This is a genomic window from Maritalea mobilis, assembly GCF_019800885.1.
Classification (GTDB): Bacteria; Pseudomonadota; Alphaproteobacteria; order Rhodobacterales; family Rhodobacteraceae; genus Roseibacterium; species Roseibacterium beibuensis.
In genome coordinates, this window is record NZ_JAHVKE010000001.1 from 566,543 (window position 1) to 585,993 (window position 19,451).

17 protein-coding genes are annotated in these 19,451 nt (G+C 65.1%); 14 read left to right on the top strand and 3 right to left on the bottom strand.

Annotated features, from left to right (window positions below):
• The first annotated feature begins 278 nt into the window (after positions 1 to 278).
• The 9 genes from KUV65_RS02875 to KUV65_RS02915 all read left to right on the top strand — a co-directional run bounded on the left by KUV65_RS02875 (position 279) and on the right by KUV65_RS02915 (position 9,767).
• Positions 279 to 1,361: an ATP-binding protein gene (locus tag KUV65_RS02875; RefSeq protein WP_222187362.1), complete on the top strand. Its 1,083-nt coding sequence runs from the start codon at positions 279 to 281 to the stop codon at positions 1,359 to 1,361.
• Between the two features lie 203 nt (positions 1,362 to 1,564).
• On the top strand, positions 1,565 to 2,590 hold the full coding sequence (locus KUV65_RS02880) for a PstS family phosphate ABC transporter substrate-binding protein (RefSeq protein ID WP_222187364.1): 1,026 nt from the start codon (positions 1,565 to 1,567) through the stop codon (positions 2,588 to 2,590).
• Between the two features lie 94 nt (positions 2,591 to 2,684).
• The gene (gene pstC / locus KUV65_RS02885) at positions 2,685 to 4,253 is read left to right on the top strand and encodes a phosphate ABC transporter permease subunit PstC (RefSeq protein ID WP_222187366.1); all 1,569 of its coding nucleotides are present in this window, start codon (positions 2,685 to 2,687) and stop codon (positions 4,251 to 4,253) included.
• Positions 4,253 to 6,010, top strand: a complete 1,758-nt coding sequence (pstA, locus tag KUV65_RS02890; protein WP_222187368.1) for a phosphate ABC transporter permease PstA — start codon at positions 4,253 to 4,255, stop codon at positions 6,008 to 6,010. Before pstC ends, pstA begins: the two co-directional genes overlap by 1 nt.
• A gap of 28 nt (positions 6,011 to 6,038) precedes the next feature.
• On the top strand, positions 6,039 to 6,827 hold the full coding sequence (pstB, locus tag KUV65_RS02895; protein WP_261331649.1) for a phosphate ABC transporter ATP-binding protein PstB: 789 nt from the start codon (positions 6,039 to 6,041) through the stop codon (positions 6,825 to 6,827).
• A 24-nt stretch (positions 6,828 to 6,851) separates the two neighbouring features.
• Positions 6,852 to 7,553, top strand: coding sequence for a phosphate signaling complex protein PhoU (gene phoU, locus KUV65_RS02900; protein ID WP_222187370.1), 702 nt, complete (start codon positions 6,852 to 6,854; stop codon positions 7,551 to 7,553).
• Positions 7,554 to 7,586: 33 nt separating this feature from the next.
• Positions 7,587 to 8,273, top strand: coding sequence for a phosphate regulon transcriptional regulator PhoB (phoB, locus tag KUV65_RS02905; RefSeq protein ID WP_222187371.1), 687 nt, complete (start codon positions 7,587 to 7,589; stop codon positions 8,271 to 8,273).
• Between the two features lie 253 nt (positions 8,274 to 8,526).
• Positions 8,527 to 8,970: a type II 3-dehydroquinate dehydratase gene (gene aroQ / locus KUV65_RS02910; RefSeq protein WP_222187372.1), complete on the top strand. Its 444-nt coding sequence runs from the start codon at positions 8,527 to 8,529 to the stop codon at positions 8,968 to 8,970.
• Positions 8,967 to 9,767 (top strand): helix-turn-helix transcriptional regulator, encoded by an 801-nt coding sequence (locus KUV65_RS02915; RefSeq protein WP_222187373.1) that lies wholly within the window; start codon positions 8,967 to 8,969, stop codon positions 9,765 to 9,767. Before aroQ ends, KUV65_RS02915 begins: the two co-directional genes overlap by 4 nt.
• 403 nt (positions 9,768 to 10,170) lie before the next feature.
• On the opposite strand, the gene tsf is transcribed toward KUV65_RS02915, so the two are convergent.
• The gene (gene tsf, locus KUV65_RS02920) at positions 10,171 to 11,046 is read right to left on the bottom strand and encodes a translation elongation factor Ts (RefSeq protein WP_222187374.1); all 876 of its coding nucleotides are present in this window, start codon (positions 11,044 to 11,046) and stop codon (positions 10,171 to 10,173) included.
• Between the two features lie 76 nt (positions 11,047 to 11,122).
• A complete protein-coding gene (rpsB, locus tag KUV65_RS02925; RefSeq protein ID WP_222187376.1) occupies positions 11,123 to 11,935 on the bottom strand; it encodes a 30S ribosomal protein S2 in 813 nt (270 codons plus the stop codon).
• Positions 11,936 to 12,231: 296 nt separating this feature from the next.
• On the opposite strand from rpsB, the gene KUV65_RS02930 reads away from it, so the two are divergent.
• From KUV65_RS02930 to adh, 5 genes are all read left to right on the top strand, one after another.
• Positions 12,232 to 13,125, top strand: coding sequence for a PfkB family carbohydrate kinase (locus KUV65_RS02930; protein WP_222187377.1), 894 nt, complete (start codon positions 12,232 to 12,234; stop codon positions 13,123 to 13,125).
• Positions 13,100 to 14,026, top strand: coding sequence for a pseudouridine-5'-phosphate glycosidase (locus tag KUV65_RS02935; protein WP_222187378.1), 927 nt, complete (start codon positions 13,100 to 13,102; stop codon positions 14,024 to 14,026). Before KUV65_RS02930 ends, KUV65_RS02935 begins: the two co-directional genes overlap by 26 nt.
• Positions 14,027 to 14,123: 97 nt before the next feature.
• Positions 14,124 to 14,834: a DUF502 domain-containing protein gene (locus KUV65_RS02940; RefSeq protein ID WP_222187379.1), complete on the top strand. Its 711-nt coding sequence runs from the start codon at positions 14,124 to 14,126 to the stop codon at positions 14,832 to 14,834.
• An 88-nt stretch (positions 14,835 to 14,922) separates the two neighbouring features.
• A complete protein-coding gene (locus tag KUV65_RS02945) occupies positions 14,923 to 15,855 on the top strand; it encodes a helix-turn-helix domain-containing protein (protein WP_308124493.1) in 933 nt (310 codons plus the stop codon).
• 138 nt (positions 15,856 to 15,993) lie between these two features.
• Positions 15,994 to 17,505, top strand: a complete 1,512-nt coding sequence (adh, locus tag KUV65_RS02950) for an aldehyde dehydrogenase (RefSeq protein WP_374107065.1) — start codon at positions 15,994 to 15,996, stop codon at positions 17,503 to 17,505.
• 66 nt (positions 17,506 to 17,571) lie between these two features.
• Here adh and KUV65_RS02955 read toward each other — a convergent pair whose 3' ends face one another.
• Entirely contained in the window at positions 17,572 to 19,383 is a 1,812-nt protein-coding gene (locus tag KUV65_RS02955; protein ID WP_222187381.1) for an extracellular solute-binding protein, read from the bottom strand.
• Between the last annotated feature and the right edge of the window lie 68 nt (positions 19,384 to 19,451).

Consider the following 19,451-nt stretch of genomic DNA (forward strand, 5'->3'; position numbering starts at 1 on the left):
CGGTGTCTGGCACCGCGCGGCCCCGGTTCCGCGGCGGCGAGCGGGGCCGCGCGACACAGTTGAGTCTAACAATACTTTCGTTTGATAGGAAGTTTTCTTCGCACCCCGATGCGCGTCCGCCGCAGAAATCTGGTCGGTTACTCGCGCGTGCCGCGATCATGGGACAAAACCCCGCCACCCTGCGGCGAGCGTTCGCGCCGCGCGGTTGAACACGCGCCGGATTCGGTCCTACTGAAAGCAGGGGGGCCCCCGCCGTTTTCCAGCATCGGATTTTCCGCATGAGTGACACGCCGCTGAACGACCTGCTCGAATCGGTGCTTGGCGCCGTGCCCGAGCCGATGCTCTATCTCGACGCGACGGGGACGGTGGCGGTGACCAACCTCGCGGCCTGCCAGCTGTTCGGCGATTGGATCACGGGGCGCAACTACGCCACGGTGCTGCGGCAGCCGGGCCTTCTGGGCCGGATCGAGGCGGCTCAATCGGGCGAAAAGGGGGGCGAGTCGCGCTTCGAGTTGCCCGACACCGCCGGTGTGACGCAGTTCCGCGTGCGCATCACGCCCTTGCCCGTCGGACCGGATCGGTCGCTGCGCGCGAACCGGGTGCCCGTTCTACTGCATTTCACCGACATCACCCACCTGCGCGAGGCCGAGGAGATGCGCCGCGATTTCGTCGCGAATGTCAGCCACGAGTTGCGCACGCCGCTCACTGCCGTGATGGGGTTCATCGAAACGCTGCGCGGCCCGGCGCGGAGTGACCCGGCGGCGCAGGACCGGTTCCTGGGGATCATGGAGGCCGAGGCGCGGCGGATGAACAGGCTGGTCTCGGACCTGCTGTCGCTCAGCCGCGTGGAAAGCCAGGAACGCATGCGCCCGTCGGACGAGGTCGATCTTTCCGCCGTGCTGGACGGGGTGGTGGCCGCGCTGCGCCCCGCGGCGCAGGACTCCGGCAACACGCTGGAGATCGAGCGCCACGTTCCCGACGGGCAGCGCACGGTGATCCAGGGCGACCGGGACCAGTTGATGCAGGTGTTCCTGAACCTTGCGGAAAACGCGCTGAAATACGGGGGGCCGAACAAGCCGGTGACATTGCGCCTCGTGGCCGAGGCGGGCAGCGGCTCGATGAAGGGAACGGTCCTGCGCGTGGACGTGATCGACCGCGGCGAAGGGATCGAGGCGCGGCACATTCCGCGACTCACCGAGCGATTCTACCGCATCGACACCCACCGCTCGCGCGAGATGGGGGGAACGGGCCTCGGGCTGGCCATCGTGAAGCATATCGTGAACCGCCATCGCGGTCGGCTGCGGATCAGTTCGGTGGCGGGGCAGGGCAGCACCTTCAGCGCGATTTTTCCCGCTGTTTGAGGCCCCTGTCCCATGTGCTGTGGCAGCAGGTCGCGGGCGAAACCCAAGGCCCGGATGACAATTGACGCAGCGGCAAGGGGCGCTGTCATAAAACTGTTACGCAACTGTCACAGAAGCGTTGTGCCAGGCCGATAGGTCGCCGCTGAGCGCGCGCAAAAACAGACTGCGCGTTCGCGATGTCTGAAAACCTAGGAGAGTCATTCATGTCGCTCGTCAAACTTTCTGTCTCGGCTCTGGCCGTGGCCGCCGTGTCCGCCACCGCCGCCGTTGCACAGGGTCGTGACAACGTGCAGATCGCTGGTTCGTCCACCGTTCTGCCCTACGCCAACATCGTTGCCGAAGCCTTCGGTGCCGAGACCGATTTCGCCACTCCCGTCGTTGAAGGCGGCGGGTCGTCGACCGGCCGTCGCCTGCTCTGCGAAGGCGTTGGCGAAGGCACCATCGACATCGCCAACTCGTCGAGCCTGATGAAGGACTCCGAGGCCGAAGTCTGCGCCGCCAACGGCGTGACCCCGATCGAAGTGCGCTTTGGCTATGACGGCATCGTGTTCGCCTCGGACATCAACGGCCCGTCCTTCGCCTTCACCCCGGCCGACTGGTACATGGCGCTGGCCGCCGAGATCCCGATGGACGGCGAAATGGTCGCCAACCCCAACAGCTCGTGGGCCGATGTCAACGGCGACCTGCCGGATCAGGCCATCAACGCCTTCATCCCGGGCACCAACCACGGCACCCGCGAAGTCTTTGAAGAGAACGTGATCCTGGCCGGCTGTGAAGCCACCGGCGCGTTCGACGCGATGGTCGAAATGGGCATGGACGAAGATGCCGCCGAAGAGGCCTGCATCACGTTGCGCACCGATGGTGCCTCGGTCGACATCGAAGGCGACTACACCCAGACGCTGGCCAACCTCGACTCCACGCCCACCGGCATCGGCGTCTTCGGCCTGTCGTTCTACGAGAACAATACCGACCGTCTGCAGGTTGCCACCATGTCGGGCATCACGCCCTCGACCGAGACCATCGCTTCGGGCGAGTACCCGGTGTCGCGCCCGCTGCAGTTCTACGTCAAGCAGGAGCATATCGGCGTCATCCCCGGCCTGCTGGAATATGTCGAGTTCTTCATCTCCGACGAGATCGCCGGCCCCGGCGGCCCGCTCTCCGAATATGGCCTCGTGCCTGATCCGGAACTGGCCGCGACCCAGGAAATGATTGCCGCGCTCGGCCAGTAAGGCCAACGCCTGAACCCAACGGTGCGGGCGGCCCGGTGCGGCCGCCCGTTTCCGCCAAAACGACCCACGGCTCGCCCAGTCCAAAAGGCCCAGCATGTCTGCTCTTCTCACCCTGCCGACCGCTTTGCTGATCGTGTTCATCCTCGCGGCTGTGGGGTTCGTTCTTGGGCGAAAGCGCGCCATCAGCGCGGCGGGCGGGGACCAATCCTCGCTTCATTCCCTGCCCAAGCAGCATGGCTGGCACGTGGCGCTGGCGACAGCCGCGCCGGCTTTCGTGCTGATCATTTTCTGGAGCTTCTTCTCGGGGCTGGTGTCGAACATCTATGTCGAAGCGATCGTGCCCGACGATCAACCCGAGCTGCGCCTGCCGCTGGACCAGCGCGAGGGCCTCTCCGACCGTGAAATCGAGATCCGCATCGAGGGGCGTCGCGATCTGTTCATCGCGAATGTCAAAAGCCTTGCCGTCGCCATCGACGGCTACATCGCCAACGGCAACGCGACCGAGGCGGAGGTCGGAAACTGGCGTGCCGATCTGGCGCCGTTGCAGGAACGCCTGCGCGCCGATGGGCAGGTTGTCGGCGCTTCCGTGACGCAAGGCGCGCTGACCCATGCGCTGAGCCTGCGCAGCTTCAACCGGGGTCTGGCCGTGACCGGACCCGCCCTGGCGATTGCCCTCTCCGTGATCGGGTTCGCGCTGTCGCTGGCGCTGATCAAGCGCGACTTCCGCGCCCGCATCGCCGTTGAGGGCTGGGCGCGCGGGTTCCTGGTTTTCGCGTCGACCATGGCGATCCTGACCACCGTCGCGATCCTTTACGCACTGACCGCACCCTCGCTGACCTTCTTCCGCGAATACGGGGTCTTCAACTTCCTCTTCGGCCTCGAATGGGCTCCGGCGGGCGACGTGGCGGGCGTGCCCGAGGGGCATGATGGCGAATACGAATCCGCGCTCGGCTTCCTGCCGCTGATCTGGGGCACGCTTTACATCGCCCTTGTCGCGCTGCTGGTTTCCGTGCCCTTGGGCCTCTTCGCCGCGATCTACCTGTCGGAATTCGCCTCGAAACGGGTGCGTGCCTGGGTCAAACCGGCGCTCGAGATCCTCGCCGGTGTGCCGACCATCGTTTACGGCATCTTCGCGCTGGTCACGATCGGCCCCTTCCTGCAGGCGGTTGTCGGCTCCACCGTCATGCCGAACACGGTGTCGGTCGTCACCGCCGGGACGGTGATGGGCATGATGCTGGTGCCCTTTGTGTCGTCGCTGTCGGATGACGTTATCAACGCCGTGCCGCAGGCGATGCGCGATGGCTCGCTCGGGCTGGGCGCCACACCGTCCGAGACCGTTCTACAGGTGATCCTGCCCGCCGCCCTGCCGGGGATCGTGGGGGCCATCGTCCTCGCCGCCTCGCGCGCCATCGGCGAGACGATGATCGTGGTTCTGGCCGCGGGCGCGCTGTCGAACGTCACGGGGCTGGAGCCGAACCCGTTCGGCGCGGTGGTCACTGTGACGACGCGCATCGTCGCGGTTCTGACCGGCGAAGGGTCGGGCTTTGACTCCATCGACGTGCTGGCGGTTTTCGCGCTGGCCTTCACCCTCTTCTTCATCACGCTGGGTCTGAACCTTCTGGCACAGCGCATGGTCGCCAAATACCGGGAGCAGTACGACTAATGACCGACGCAACTGGTTTCGACGCGCCGATCCCCCCGGCCGCCCGCGTCTCGCTCTACGAGCGGTCGGCGCAGGTCAAGCAGCGCCATCGCAAGGGGGCCGCGCTGCGCTACCTCGGGGTGGCTGCCATCACGCTGGTGCTGTTCTTCCTCGCCGTTCTGCTGTGGTCGATCTTTTCGCGCGGCATCCCGGCGCTGTTCCAGTACCAGGCCGAGATCGAGATCTATTACGACCCCGAGATCCTGAACCCCGATGGCGGGCCCGTGACGCCGGAAGAGATCGGGGATGTCAGCCTGCGTTCCGGGTTTGAACGCGGCATTTTCCTCATTTCGCTAAAGCGCACGCTGGACAGCGCCGGGATCGACGTGGCGCAGGTCGTCGCGGATCGGTGGATCGAGGAAGCGGTCGAACGCCTGAGTGCCGCCGGCCTGTCGGGTGGCGCCGAGATCATCGCCGGGGCAGGGGCCCCGTCCGAGGGCGCGCGCCTGTTGGGTCAGACCGGCAACACCCTGCGGGCCGCGGCCAGCGCCCTTGGCGGCGACGATCAGGCCGGCGCGGTCGAGGCCCTGGAGACCGCAAGCACGGCGTTGGCCGAGGCCGGGTTCGCCGAGGCCGCCGCGACCCTCGCCGAGATTGCCGCAACCGCAGGGCAGGGCGCGCTCAGTGACGCCGCCGACGCCTTGACCGCGACCGGCTACCAGCAGGCGCTGTTCGACGCCGCCGGTTTCCTGCGCCAGCCCGACCAGTTCGATGATGGCGACCTGTCGGCCATCATCTATGCCGCGAACCGGCGCGACGTGCGCGACCGTCTTGTTGCCAACCCCGACCTCGTCGGCGAAACCGCGCAAGAGGGCGTTCCGATCGACATCTCGGTGACGCGCTACCTGTCGGGTGAATTGTCGGGCGAGGGGCAGGCGAACATGCCGCCCGGTTTCAACGAAGCGCAACTCGCCATCGTGGACGAGATGGTGGAGGCGGGCATCATCGACCGCAATTTCCGCTGGAGCTTCTTCACCAATGTCTATTCGCAGAATGGCGAGGTGGCGGGGATCGGCCCGGCGCTGATGGGCTCGGCCTACATGATGCTGGTGGTGCTGGTCTTCTCGCTGATCTTCGGGGTGGCCGCGTCGATCTACCTCGAAGAGTTCGCGCCCAAGAACAAGATCACCGATTTCATCGAGATCAATATCGCCAACCTCGCCGCCGTGCCGTCCATCGTGTTCGGCATCCTTGGCGCGGCGATCCTGTTCACGCTGACGGAACTGGGGTTCGGAAACTCTATCCGGGGCACGGCGTTGCTCGGGGGGCTGGTCCTGTCGCTGATGACGCTGCCCACCATCGTGATCGCCACCCGTGCCGCGCTCAAGGCCGTGCCGCCCTCGATCCGTGATGCCGCGCTCGGGATCGGGGCGTCCAAGGTTCAGACGGTGTTCCACCACGTGCTGCCGCTGGCCGCGCCCGGCATCCTGACCGGGACGATCATCGGCATCGCGCAGGCCCTTGGCGAAACCGCGCCGCTTCTGCTGATCGGCCTGTCGGTCTCGACCGGTGCCGACATCCTGTCCTCGCCCTTCTCGGGCGGTCTGCTGGAGCAGGCGCAGTCGATGCCGACGGTGGTCTACCTCTTTGCCCAGAACGAAGACGCCCCCGTGCGCGAAGGCCTGGCCCAAGCGGCTATCATCGTGATGCTGCTCCTGCTATTTGCGTTGAACTTCATCGCGATCATTCTACGGCGCCGGTTCGAGCGGAGGTGGTAATCCCATGGAGGATACGGACATGAACGACATGCTGATGACCCGCAACAGCGTCGGCAGCGAAGACATCAAGATCTCGGCGCGCCATGTGCAGGTCTTTTACGGCGACACGCACGCCATCAAGGACGTGGATGTCGATATCAACGACAAGACGGTGACCGCCTTCATCGGCCCGTCGGGCTGTGGCAAGTCGACCTTCCTGCGCTGCCTGAACCGGATGAACGACACGATCGACATCGCCCGCGTCGAGGGGGAAATCCTGCTCGATGGCGAGGATATCTACGACAAGCGCGTCGATCCGGTGCAGCTGCGCGCCAAGGTGGGCATGGTGTTCCAGAAGCCCAACCCGTTCCCCAAGTCGATCTATGACAATGTCGCCTATGGCCCCAAGATCCACGGGCTGGCGAAGTCGAAAGGCGAGTTGGACGAGATCGTCGAGAAGTCGCTCCGCCGAGCCGCCCTCTGGGACGAGGCGAAAGACCGTCTCGACCAGCCGGGCACGGGCCTGTCGGGCGGCCAGCAGCAGCGGCTGTGCATCGCGCGCGCCGTGGCCACGAACCCCGAGGTCCTGTTGATGGACGAGCCCTGTTCCGCGCTCGACCCGATCGCCACGGCCCAGGTCGAGGAATTGATCGACGAGTTGCGCGAGAACTTCTCGGTGGTCATCGTGACCCACTCCATGCAGCAGGCCGCGCGCGTCAGCCAGAAGACCGCGTTCTTCCACCTTGGCAACCTTGTCGAGTTCGACGACACGACCAAGATTTTCAGCAATCCCGAGGACCCGCGCACCGAAAGCTACATCACCGGGCGCATCGGGTAATTCACAAGGGCAGGGCGATCAGACATGCCGACTTCAGAACATATCGTCAGCTCCTTCGACCGTGATCTCGAAGGGATTCAAGGCCTCATCATGCGGATGGGCGGCTTGGTCGAAGAAGCGATCTCGGACGCGGCCAAGGCGCTCGATACGCGCGATGTCGAACTGGCGCAGAAGGTGCGGGCAGGAGATGCCGCCATTGACGCGCTGGACCAGACCATCAACGAAGAAGCGGCGAACATCATCGCCCGCCGCCAGCCCATCGCACGCGATCTGCGCACCGTGCTGACGGTCTTCCGCATCTCGAACAATCTCGAACGGATCGGTGATTACGCCAAGAACATCGCGAAACGCTCCGAGGCGATCATCGAGCATCCGCCGGTCGAAGGCACCGGCGCCTCTCTGCGGCGCATGGCGCGCCAGGTCGAGTTGATGCTCAAGGACGTGCTGGATGCCTATATCCAGCAGGACGCCGACAAGGCGCAGGACGTCCGCGAGCGCGATATCGAGGTCGACCAGATGTATTCCGCGCTGTTTCGCGAATACCTGACCTTCATGATGGAAGATCCGCGCAACATCACCACCTGCATGCACCTGCATTTCATGGCCAAGAACATCGAGCGCATGGGCGACCACGCGACCTCGATCGCCGAGCAGGTGATGTATCTGGTGACCGGCGAATTGCCCGACGATGAACGGCCCAAGGCCAACGCGGTGCCGATGGCGTAACAGGGCCTCGGGCCCAGGGTAGGAGAGACGACGATGGCTGGCGAACCCACCGTTCTGGTCGTTGAGGACGAACCCGCGCAGCGCGAGGTTCTGGCCTACAACATCCGCGCCGAAGGCTATGACGTGCTGACAGCCGAGGCCGGCGACGAAGCCCTGACCGTGGTGCGCGAGACGCCGCCCGATGTCATCATCCTCGACTGGATGCTGCCCAATGTCTCGGGGATCGAGGTGTGCCGCCAGCTCAAGATGGGGACCGACACGGCCGGTATCCCGATCATCATGCTCTCGGCACGCTCCGAGGAAACCGACCGCGTCCGCGGGCTCGAGATCGGGGCGGATGACTATGTGACCAAGCCGTATTCCGTCGCCGAATTGCTGGCGCGGCTGCGCACGCAGTTGCGCCGAATCCGTCCGGCCGCGGTCGGCGAACGGTTGGAATACGAGGATATCGTCCTCGATATGACCGAACACCGGGTCTACAGGGGAGGGGATGCGCTCAGCCTCGGGCCGACCGAGTTCCGGCTGCTGACCGCGTTCATGGAACGGCCCGGTCGCGTCTGGAGCCGCGAGCAACTCCTCGACCGCGTGTGGGGGCGCGACATCTATGTCGACAGCCGCACGGTGGACGTTCATGTCGGACGTCTGCGCAAGGCGCTGCGGGCAGATGCAGCCGGCGATCCGATCCGAACGGTGCGCGGCGCGGGATACGCGCTGGGGTAAGCCGAAGACCGGCCGTCGCGACGCGCCCATCCATTTGGCCGATAATCATGATTATGTAAATATTAGGCATGGGCCGAATTGGTGCGGCGGCGGATGCATTGCCTGAGCTGCACAGCCCAAGCTATTTACTTGAAACGATATTACGCCTGCGTCCTGCGGCCATGGCGAACCCTGTGCCGGTGCCCCGTTTCTGCTATCGACGCGGCGTCAGCGGTGATTATACTGCAAGATCAAAGGGACAGCGATTTATCTCATGCATTACCTCGTTCTGAACGGGCCAAACCTGAATCTACTTGGCACGCGAGAGCCCACGATCTACGGCTCGGACACGCTGGCCGATATCGAAGCCACCTGCCATGCCAAGGCCGAGACGCTCGGCGCGACCCTCGATTTCGCGCAGTCGAACCACGAAGGCAGCCTGGTCGATCATCTGCACGACGCGCGTGGCAAAGCCGATGGCGTGGTTCTGAACGCCGGCGCTTACACCCACACCTCGGTCGCGCTGCGCGATGCCATATCGGCGACGGAGCTTCCGGTGATCGAGTTGCACCTCTCCAACACGCATGCGCGCGAGGCGTTTCGGCACGTCTCGCTCATCGCGCCGGTCTGTATCGGCGTGATCCAGGGGTTCGGCGCCGCTGGCTATCCGATCGCCCTTGATGCGCTTCACCAGTATCTCGACAGGACTCGAAAATGAAACGGCTGCGCCCTTACCTCGAAATGACCACGGTCGACGACCTTTGGGCGCATCACAGCAAGGTCATGGCCGAGTTTGGGTTTGATCGTCTGTTCTACGCGTTCAACGCGTTTCGCGGCGCTGGCCTGTACGACAATCCTGAAGATGCCCTGCTACTGACCACCATGCCAACGGATTACGTCGAGGCGTATGTCGATGGCGGCATGTTCCGCGATGGTGTGATGATGCGGTGGGCCATCGAGAATGTCGGCGTCGCGTCATGGGCGCAGGTCTATGCGCAGATGCAGGATCTTCCCTTGACTGACGGCGAGAGAGCCATGCGCGCGCTGAACGAGCGTCACGGCATCGTTGCAGGCTACACGATCAGTTTTCCGATGGCGATCAAGAACGCGAATGCCGGGATCGGCATGGCGGTCGAGAAAGGCATGACGCAAGCGGATGCGGATGCGATCTGGGCCGAGCATGGCGACGAAATCGAGATCATCAACAACGTCGCGCACCTGTGTATCCTGCAACTTCCGGCGACGGGTCAGCAGCGTCTTTTGACACCGCGGCAGTCCGAGGTCCTGGAACTGGTCGCCGACGGTAAGACAATGCAGGACATCGCCCTTTTGCTGGAGCGCAACGTGGCGACCGTGGAAAAGCACCTGCGCGGCGCGCGTGATGCCCTTGGCGTCGAGACGACGGCGCAAGCGGTGCGCAAGGCCTCGATCCTCAACCAGATCTTCCGGCTGGACGGTGCAGGCGGCGATTCCAGCCCGCCGAAGATGCCGGGCACCATCGCCAGGCGGCGCTGATGACGTCCCTGCCCCATGACAAACTGATGTTTTCTTTCGCGAATTCAGTGAGTTGCGTTGCGTCTTTCGATCAGAATATCAAAAGGTAAGGATTCCCTGACTTTCGATATCTCCGGTTCTGACGCAAGGTCACCCCTGTTCCGCGAGTGAAGGCAATTTAGCCTGGAACATTGAGCTTGCGGGGGCGGCATAGTCCCGTCCCGAAGTTCAGTCCCGAGGCTGTCCCGCGTCGGGTTGCGAACGCGTTGCCGGTTGTATTGCCACCGGTAGCGCGCTCGTCATTCGGGCCCGGCGCGCTGTCCCCAAACCCTGCGCCGGGCCCACCCTTTCCCCACGCTGCCGCCCAAAGAAAAAGGGCAGGGTTTGACCCCTGCCCCGTTTCCAATTTCTTGCGTTCGGGCGATCAGCCCTGAGCGGCCTTGGCCACTTCTTCCGCGAAATTCTCTTCTTTCTTCTCGATGCCTTCACCGACTTCGAGACGGATGAAGCCCGACAGCGTAACACCGGCTTCTTTCGCGGCGGCGCCGACGGTCAGGTCGGGGTTCACCACGAAGGCCTGGTTCACGAGGGTGACCTCGGCGAGGAACTTCTTCATACGGCCTTCGATCATCTTCTCGATGACCTGCTCGGGCTTGCCCGATTCGCGCGCGATATCGATCTGAACCTGGCGCTCCTTGTCGACGATGGCCTGGTCCAGCTCATCCTCGTTCAGGGCGGCGGGGTTCACGGCGGCGACGTGCATCGCGACCTGGCGGGCGAAGGCTTCGTCGTCACCCGAGAAGGCGACCAGAACGCCGATCTTGCCCATGCCCTCGCCGGCGGCGTTGTGGATGTAGGACACCACCTTGTCGCCCGAGATCTTGGCCATGCGGCGCACGCTCATGTTCTCGCCGATCTTGGCGATCTTGTCGGTGAGGGTTTCCTCGACCGTCTTGCCGCCCAGGTCGGCCGCTTTCAGCGCGTCGATGTCATCGGCCTTGAGCGCGGCCTGCGCGATATCGGCCACCATCGACTGGAACTCGGCGTTCTTGGCGACGAAGTCGGTCTCGGCGTTCACTTCGACGGCCACGGCGGCGCCACCATCGGTCGCGACAGCCACCAGGCCCTCGGCCGCGGTGCGGCCAGACTTCTTGGCGGCCTTGGCGAGACCCTTGGTGCGCAGCCAGTCGGTTGCAGCTTCCATGTCGCCATCGTTTTCGGTCAGCGCCTTCTTGGCGTCCATCATGCCTGCGCCGGTTGCTTCGCGCAGTTCCTTCACCATTGCAGCGGTAATCGCCATGGTCTGATCTCCTGGATTGAAACGGTGGTCGGGCCGGGTTCTACCCCGGCCCGCGTGTCAGGGATGTGACGGCGGCTCAGGAGCCGGCGTTTTCCTCGGCCGGGGCCTCTGCGGCAGGGGCGTCGGCGGCGGCGTCTTCGGCCAACGCTTCTTCGACGCTGCCTTCTTCCAGCGCGCCGAGATCGACACCGGCGGTTTCCAGCTGGGCGCTCATGCCGTCCAGCGCCGCGCGGCTGATCAGGTCGCAGTAGAGCGCGATGGCGCGCGCCGCGTCGTCGTTGCCGGGGATGATGTAATCCACACCCTCGGGCGAGCAGTTGGTGTCGACGACCGCGACGACCGGGATACCCAGCTTCTTGGCTTCGGCGATGGCCAGGTCTTCCTTGTTGACGTCGATCACGAACAGCAGGTCGGGCAGACCGCCCATTTCGCGGATCCCGCCGAGCGAGGCCTGCAGCTTGACCTGGTCACGCTCCATGCCGAGGCGTTCCTTCTTGGTCAGGCCTTCGAGGCCCTGCTCCATCTGCTCGTCGATGTGCTTGAGACGCTGGATCGAGTTCGACACCGTCTTCCAGTTGGTAAGCGTGCCGCCCAGCCAACGGTGGTTCATGTAGTACTGCGCACAACGCTCGGCGGCTTCGGCGACGGGCTTCTGCGCCTGGCGCTTGGTGCCGACGAAGAGGATGCGGCCGCCCTTGGCGACGGTTTCGCGTACGACGTTGAGCGCCTGGTCCAGCAGCTCGACGGTCTGGGTGAGGTCCAGAATGTGGATGCCGTTGCGGTCACCGTAGATGTACGGTGCCATGCGCGGGTTCCAGCGTTGGGTCTGGTGGCCGAAGTGAACGCCAGCTTCAAGCAGCTGACGCAAAGAGAAATCAGGAAGCGCCATGTCCTTGGTCCTTTCCGGTTTGCGCCTGGGGCGAAGGATCAGGGGCGGATGCCCCAACCGGTGGACGCACGGGGATGTCTCCCCCGCAGGCCCGCCTTCGCCTGAGTGATGAGCGCGCCTTTAGGGGGTTTGGCGGGGAATGGCAACCCCCCTGCCCCTTTGCGCGGCTTGGCGGGCGGGTGTGGGGGCTCTGCCCCCCGCGCCTTCGGCGCGTCCCCCGGAGGTTTTTTGGCCAAGATGAAAAGGGACTCGTTTCGCGATGGACCTGTGCGGGGTGTGCGGTTACCACGGCGCGCATGAGTGCCCGTCCTGATATCCTGTGCATCGGCTCCGTCCTGTGGGACGTGATCGGCCGAAGCGACCTGCCGATGGTGGCGGGCAACGACAAGCCCGGCCGCATCACCCGCCTGCCGGGTGGCGTGGCGCTCAACATCGCGATGACGCTGCGCCGGTTCGACCTGACGCCCGCGCTGATCTCGGTCGTGGGCGACGACCCCGAGGGGCGGGACCTGATGTCGGCCTGCGGGCGCATGGGGCTGATGACCCAGCATATGCTGGTCGATCCGGACTTGCCGACGGATCGCTACATGGCGATCGAGGCGCAGGGCAACCTGATCGCGGCGATTGCCGATGCCCACTCGCTGGAAGCGGCGGGCGCGCGCATCCTCGTGCCGCTGTGGGATGGACGCCTTGGCGCCCCCGAGGCGCCCTGGTCCGGGCCGGTCGCGGTGGATGGGAACCTGACGGAGGACCTTCTGGCCGAGATCGCTAAAAGCCCGGTCTTCGCCGCCTCCGATCTGCGTCTTGCCCCGGCTTCGCCCGGCAAGGCGGAACGCTTGCGCCCTCTGATCGGCCATCCGCGCGCCACGCTTTACGTGAACCTCGAAGAGGCCGGGCTGCTGACCGGCACGGTCCATGCCGGGGCGCAAGCCGCGGCCGAGGCCCTGGTTACAGCCGGTGCGCACCGGGCCCTGGTGACCGAGGGCGGTGACGCCGCGGCCTGTGCAGATGACGCCGGCTGCCGCCTGTGCACGCCGCCCCGGATAAAGGCACGGCGGGTCACGGGCGCAGGCGACACCTTCATGGCCGCCCATATTGCAGCAGAACTGCGCGGTGCGGGCCGCGAGGACGCATTGAACCAGGCGGTGCTGGCCGCCGCCGCCTATGTCGCTGGAGAAGACCATGGATGACGTGATCGTACGATCGGATGAGGTGGCCGCCGCGCAGGCGGAGGGGCGAGCGGTCGTGGCGCTGGAATCCACGATCATCACCCATGGCATGCCTTATCCGCAGAACCTCGAAACCGCCCGGCGCGTCGAAGCCGAGGTGCGGGCCAGCGGCGCCGTGCCCGCCACCATCGCCGTGATGGGCGGGCGCATTCGGGTGGGCCTGTCGGACGCAGAGCTGGACGCGCTGGCCCAGGCCAAGGGCGTGGCCAAGCTGAGCCGGGCGGATCTTGCGGTCTGCCTGGCGCAAGGGGGCGTGGGTGCCACGACCGTGGCCGCGACGATGATCTGCGCCGCGCGCGCCGGGATCGCGGTTTTTGCCACGGGAGGGATCGGCGGGGTTCACAAGGGCGCAGAGGACAGTTTCGACATCTCCGCCGATTTGCAGGAACTGGCGCAGACGCCCGTGACGGTGGTTGCCGCCGGGGCGAAGGCGATCCTCGACCTGCCCAAGACGCTCGAAGTGCTGGAAACGCTCGGCGTTCCGGTCATCGCCCACGTGCAAGACGCCTTCCCCGCGTTCTGGAGCCGGCAGAGCGGCTTGGCCGCGCCGCTGCGCCTCGACACGCCCGAGGAAATCGCGGCAGCGCATCGTATGCGCGGGGCCCTCGGTTTGCCCGGCGGGCAACTGGTGGCGAACCCAATCCCGCTCGAGGCAGAGATCCCGGCCGACAGGCTGGCACCGCTGATCGCGCAGGCGCAGGCCGAAGCCGATGCGCAGGGCATTGCAGGCAAGGCTGTCACGCCCTTCCTGTTGCAGCGCCTGTTCGAATTGACCGAGGGACAGTCGCTGGAGGCCAATATCGCCCTCGTTCTGAACAATGCACGGCTTGCGGCGCGCATTGCGCGGGCTCTGTTGGGCTGAAAACGAACTGTTCCTGCCCTGCCCCGCATCCGCGCTTGTGCCGCCCTGCGCCTGTGCCTAGATAACCACTGACGGATTGGACACAGCCCAGACACGCATGCAGCTCCCGCCAACGCCACCACCGCCGAAACGCGGTTTTCTCGCCTCGCTCCGGTCGAGCTTTCTGACCGGGCTGATCGTGATCACGCCGATTGGCGTGACGATCTGGCTGATCTGGACATTGACGGGGTGGATCGACAGCTGGGTGCTGCCCTTCATCCCGCAGGCCTACAACCCGTCGACGCTGATCCGCGAATATACCGGGATCGAGGTGAACATCCGCGGCATCGGCGTGGTGACCTTCCTGCTGTTCACGATCCTCGTGGGCTGGATCGCCAAGGGTCTGATCGGGCGGTCGCTCATCCTGTGGGCCGAGAGCCTCGTGCTGTCGATCCCGCTGATCCGCTCGCTCTACTCGGGGCTGAAACAGATCGTGGAAACCGTGCTGGCGCAGGGACAGCAGAATTTCGACAAGGCCTGCCTCGTGGAATACCCGCGCAAGGGGATCTGGGCCATCGCCTTCATCTCGACCACGGCCAAGGGCGAGATCTCGAAACGCCATGGCCCCGAGGAAATGGTTTCGGTCTTTCTGCCGACGACGCCGAACCCGACCTCCGGCTTTCTGCTCTTCGTGCCGCGCAAGGATGTGACGATCCTCGACATGTCGGTGGAGGATGCCGCGAAACTCGTGATCTCGGCGGGGCTCGTCTATCCGAACGACGCCGACACGACCGCCGCGCGAGAGGGCCTGCCCGAGGCCGCGGAATAAGCGCCTTCCCAAGCTGCGCGGCCAACCCTATGGTTGTGTGCGGGAGGAAAACGCCATCTCCAGATCTTCAGACCGCCACGCAAGCCGCGTGATCGAAACTGCGTCCAATGCGCAGGCGGCGGCGCGCTCGCGTCTTGCTGCGTCGTGGCGGCGGTCTCTCGACCATCACGGATTGGACCCGGCGCAGCGGGACGGCGTGAACCGCGTCACCGAGGGCGCACTGGCCGAACGGCGTGACCGGTCCGAGGCGCTGATGCGCGTGGCGACGCCGCGGCTCGATGCGCTTTATCAACTTGTGGGCAGTTCCGGATGCGGTGTTCTTCTGACCGATGAAGAAGGGGTCGTGCTGGATATCCGGGCGTCGGATGCCGATGCCGGGGTGTTCGATGACTGGGGGCTTTGGCCCGGCGCGGATTGGTCGGAGCGTTCCGAAGGCACGAACGGGATCGGCACCTGCCTCGCCGAGAACCGCCGTGTCACCATTCATCGCGACGAGCATTTCCATGCCAGGAACACAGCGATGAGTTGCATGGACGCGCCGATTTACGGACCGGATGGCAGCATCCTTGGGGCGCTCGACGTGTCTTCGGCGCGGGCCGACCAGACCGAGGGCTTCAACCGGCTGATCGCGGCGATGGTGGCCCAGACGGCCCGCCAAATCGAAAGCGATGCGTTTCGGACCAGCTTTCGCGATGCGCGTATCCTCGTTGCCGAAGCGCTCGACACCGAGGCGGCGACGCTTCTTGCCATCGACAGCCACGATATCGTCATCGGGGCCACGCGCGGGGCGCGCCGCGCGTTCGGCCTGTCGCAGAGCGGGCCGATCTCTCCCGTGCCGGCGGGCGATCTGCTGGGACGCGGCGACGGACCGACCGGCTTCGAGAAAGCCGAACGCGCCGCCGTGATGCGCGCCCTGACCCGCGCAGGCGGAAACGTGTCCAAGGCCGCGCGCGCCCTCGGGATCGGGCGCGCGACGCTTTATCGGCGGATGAAACGCCTCGGGATCGACGAGACCCGCTAAGACTGTCTCAGTCCTGAGACAGGTGGCGCGATCCACCTGCCCTGCCCCGGCTGACTCCGATCAGACCCTGGCCGGATGCTCTTTCCATCGCCCGGAGGGAGCCGGGCGTCTGTTTAGGAGGAGGATCTCATGAACGAGATGACCCAGATCGCGGGCACGTACACGTCGCCCTTCAAGACCCGTTACGACAACTTCATCGGAGGCCGGTTCGTGGCCCCCGTGAATGGCCGGTATTTCGAGAACGTCACGCCGATCACCGGTGCGGTGGTCTGCGAAGTGGCCCGGTCCGATGCCGCGGACGTGGAGCTGGCGCTGGATGCGGCCCACGCCGCCAAGGACGGCTGGGGCAAAACCAGCCCCGCCGAGCGCGCCAACACGCTTCTGAAAATCGCCGACCGGCTGGAAGAGAACCTCGAGCTTCTGGCGCAGGCCGAGACATGGGACAACGGCAAGCCGATCCGCGAGACGACCGCCGCCGATATTCCCCTTTCGGTCGATCATTTCCGCTATTTCGCCGGTGTCCTGCGCGCGCAGGAAGGCACCATGTCGGAAATCGACGCCGATACCGTGGCCTACCATTTCCACGAACCGCTGGGTGTCGTGGGTCAGATCATTCCGTGGAATTTCTCGATCCTGATGGCGGCATGGAAACTAGCGCCCGCGCTGGCCGCCGGCAATTGCATCGTGCTGAAGCCCGCCGAACAGACCCCCGCCGCGATCATGGTGTTGGCCGAGCTGGTCGCCGACCTGCTGCCCGCGGGCGTTCTGAACGTGGTGAACGGCATGGGCCCCGAGGTGGGGGCACCGCTGGCCACCAGCCCGCGGATCGCCAAGATCGCCTTCACCGGATCGACCGAAACCGGCCGGATCATCATGAAGGCCGCGACGGAAAACCTGATCCCGGTGACGCTGGAACTTGGCGGCAAATCCCCCAATATCTTCTTCTCGGACGTGATGGCCGAGGATGACGCCTATCTCGACAAGGCGGTCGAGGGGTTTGTCCTGTTCGCCTTCAACCAGGGTGAGGTCTGCACCTGCCCCAGCCGCGCATTGATCCAGGAAGACATCTACGAGGAGTTCATTAAGCGCTGCATCGCGCGCGTCGAGGCGATCAAGCAAGGTGATCCGCGCGATATGGAAACCATGGTCGGGGCGCAGGCCAGCAAGGAACAGCAGGACAAGATCACCTCTTACCTGACCATCGGCGTCGAGGAAGGGGCCGAAGTTCTGACCGGCGGCGCGGCGGCCCGGTTCAACGGGGAGCTCGCCAACGGCTACTACATTCAGCCGACCATCCTGAAAGGCCACAACAAGATGCGCGTCTTCCAGGAAGAGATCTTTGGCCCCGTGGTCTCGGTCACGACCTTCAAGGACGAGGAAGAGGCGCTCGCCATCGCCAATGACACGATGTACGGCCTCGGCGCCGGCGTCTGGTCGCGCGATGCGAACCGTTGCTACCGCTTTGGCCGCGCCATCGAGGCGGGCCGCGTCTGGGTCAACAATTACCACGCCTATCCAGCCCATGCGGCCTTTGGCGGCTACAAGCAATCGGGCATCGGGCGCGAGACCCACAAGATGATGCTGGACCACTACCAGCAGACCAAGAACATCCTGATGAGCTACAATCCCAACAAGCTCGGCTTCTTCTGAGGTCTCCTCCCTCAGGATGTGGAAAGGGCGGCCTCCGGGCCGCCCTTTCCTTACTGCGTGGCTGAATCAGTCCTCGGCGTACCACCAGACATCGGGCTGCCAGTTGATCCAGTCGCCGTAGATCGGCAGCGTCTCGGGGTAATGCAGGTTCGCGTCATGGGCGATGCGCGCGATCGGGTTGTACCAGAAGGGCACGACATAGCGCTGCGAGGTCAGGACGCGGTCGAGGGCACGGGTAGCGGCCAGGAAATCCTCCTGGCTTTCCGAGGTCAGAAGCCGCTCGGTCATGGCGTCGATGGCCGGGTTGCACGCCCCCATCAGGTTGCGCGAGCCTTCGGTCCCGGCCATTTCGCAACCCCAGTAGAGGCGCTGCTCGTTGCCCGGGCTGAGTGACAGGCCGCGCGCGTAATAGGTCATGTCGAAATCGAAGGCGTCGGTGCGTTCGCGATACTGCGCCGGGTCGATGGACGAGATCGTGACCGCGATCCCCAACCGCTCCAGTGCCTCGGAATAGATATTGGCGATGGCCTCGTTCTCGGACGAGCCGTTTTGCAACAGGATCTCGAATGTGAAGGGCTGACCATCGGGGCCGGTCATTACGCCCTCCTGCACGGTATAGCCGGCCTCTTCCATCAGACGCAGCGCCTCGCGGATGCCGGCGCGGTTGCGCTCGGACCCGTCCGAAACGGGCAGGCTGTAGCCCTCGATCGCGCCGGGCAGCAGGTCGTCGGCGAAGGGGGCCAGGAATTCGGCCACCCGGCCCTCGGCAGGACCATGGGACATTCCAAGCGGCGAGTTCGAGAAATACGAGGTGATGCGCGGGGCGACCCCGCCGTTGAGCGTCTGGTTCACGAATTCGAAGTTGAAGGCCTGGATCATCGCCTCGCGCACGCGCCAGTCGGCGAAATGCGGGCGGCGGGTGTTCATGACAAACCCGATGATGCCAGATGGGCGTTCATGCGGGACCTCGGACAGCACCACCTCGCCCGATTGCACGCGCGGGAAATCGTAGCGCGTGGCCCAGTCGGCCGCGTTGGTTTCGCGGATGGTGGTGATGACCCCGCTGGTGAAGGCCTCGAACATGGCGGTGCCATCGGCAAAGAACTCCAGCCGGATCTCGTCGATCACGTTGGTGCCGCGCCGGAACGGCAGCTCGGCGCCCCAGTAGTCGGGGTTGCGGCGCAGCGAGACGAAGCGCCCGGCCTCGAAATCGTCGATCACGTAGGGCGCGCTGGCGATGGGGATCACGTCGAGACCGGATTCGGCGAAATCGGTCTCCTGCCATTGTGCGGCTTGCAGGATCGGGCGCAGCCCCATGATCAGGGCAAGCTCGCGGTCGGGTTCGGTGAAGGTCATCCGCACCGAGCGGTCGCCCGTTTGCTCGATCGAGGCGACGCGGCCCCAAGCGTTGAGGTAACGCGGGTGTCCCTCGGTCCCCAGTGTCTCGTAGGACCAGATCACGTCGGCGACGGTGACGGGGCTGCCATCGGAGAACCGCGCCTCGGGGCGCAGGGTGAACTCGACCCACATATGGTCGGGATCGACCTCGACCGATTCGGCGAGAAGGCCGTAGAGCGAGAACGGTTCATCGTAACTCCGGCCCATGAGCGATTCGTAGGCGAGAAACCGAAGCTGCCACGGCGTGGAGCCGCGGCGGATATGCGGGTTGAGACTGTCGAAACTGCCGACCTCGCCGGTGACGATCCGCCCGCCCGTGGGGGCGTCGGGGTTGGCATAGGGAAGATGGCGAAAATCGGGCGGCAGCGCGGGCTCGCCATACATCGCAACACCGTGCATTGGTTGGGCTTGCGCGCCTCCGGCAAGGCCAAGCGCCAGGGCCGCCGTGGCCAGGATTTTGGTGAAACAATGCAGCGCCATCCGCGAACAATCCTCCGCTTTCCAGTGTTTGCGGGAGTTTGCGGCGTCCCCCGCCCCGGGTCCAGCCA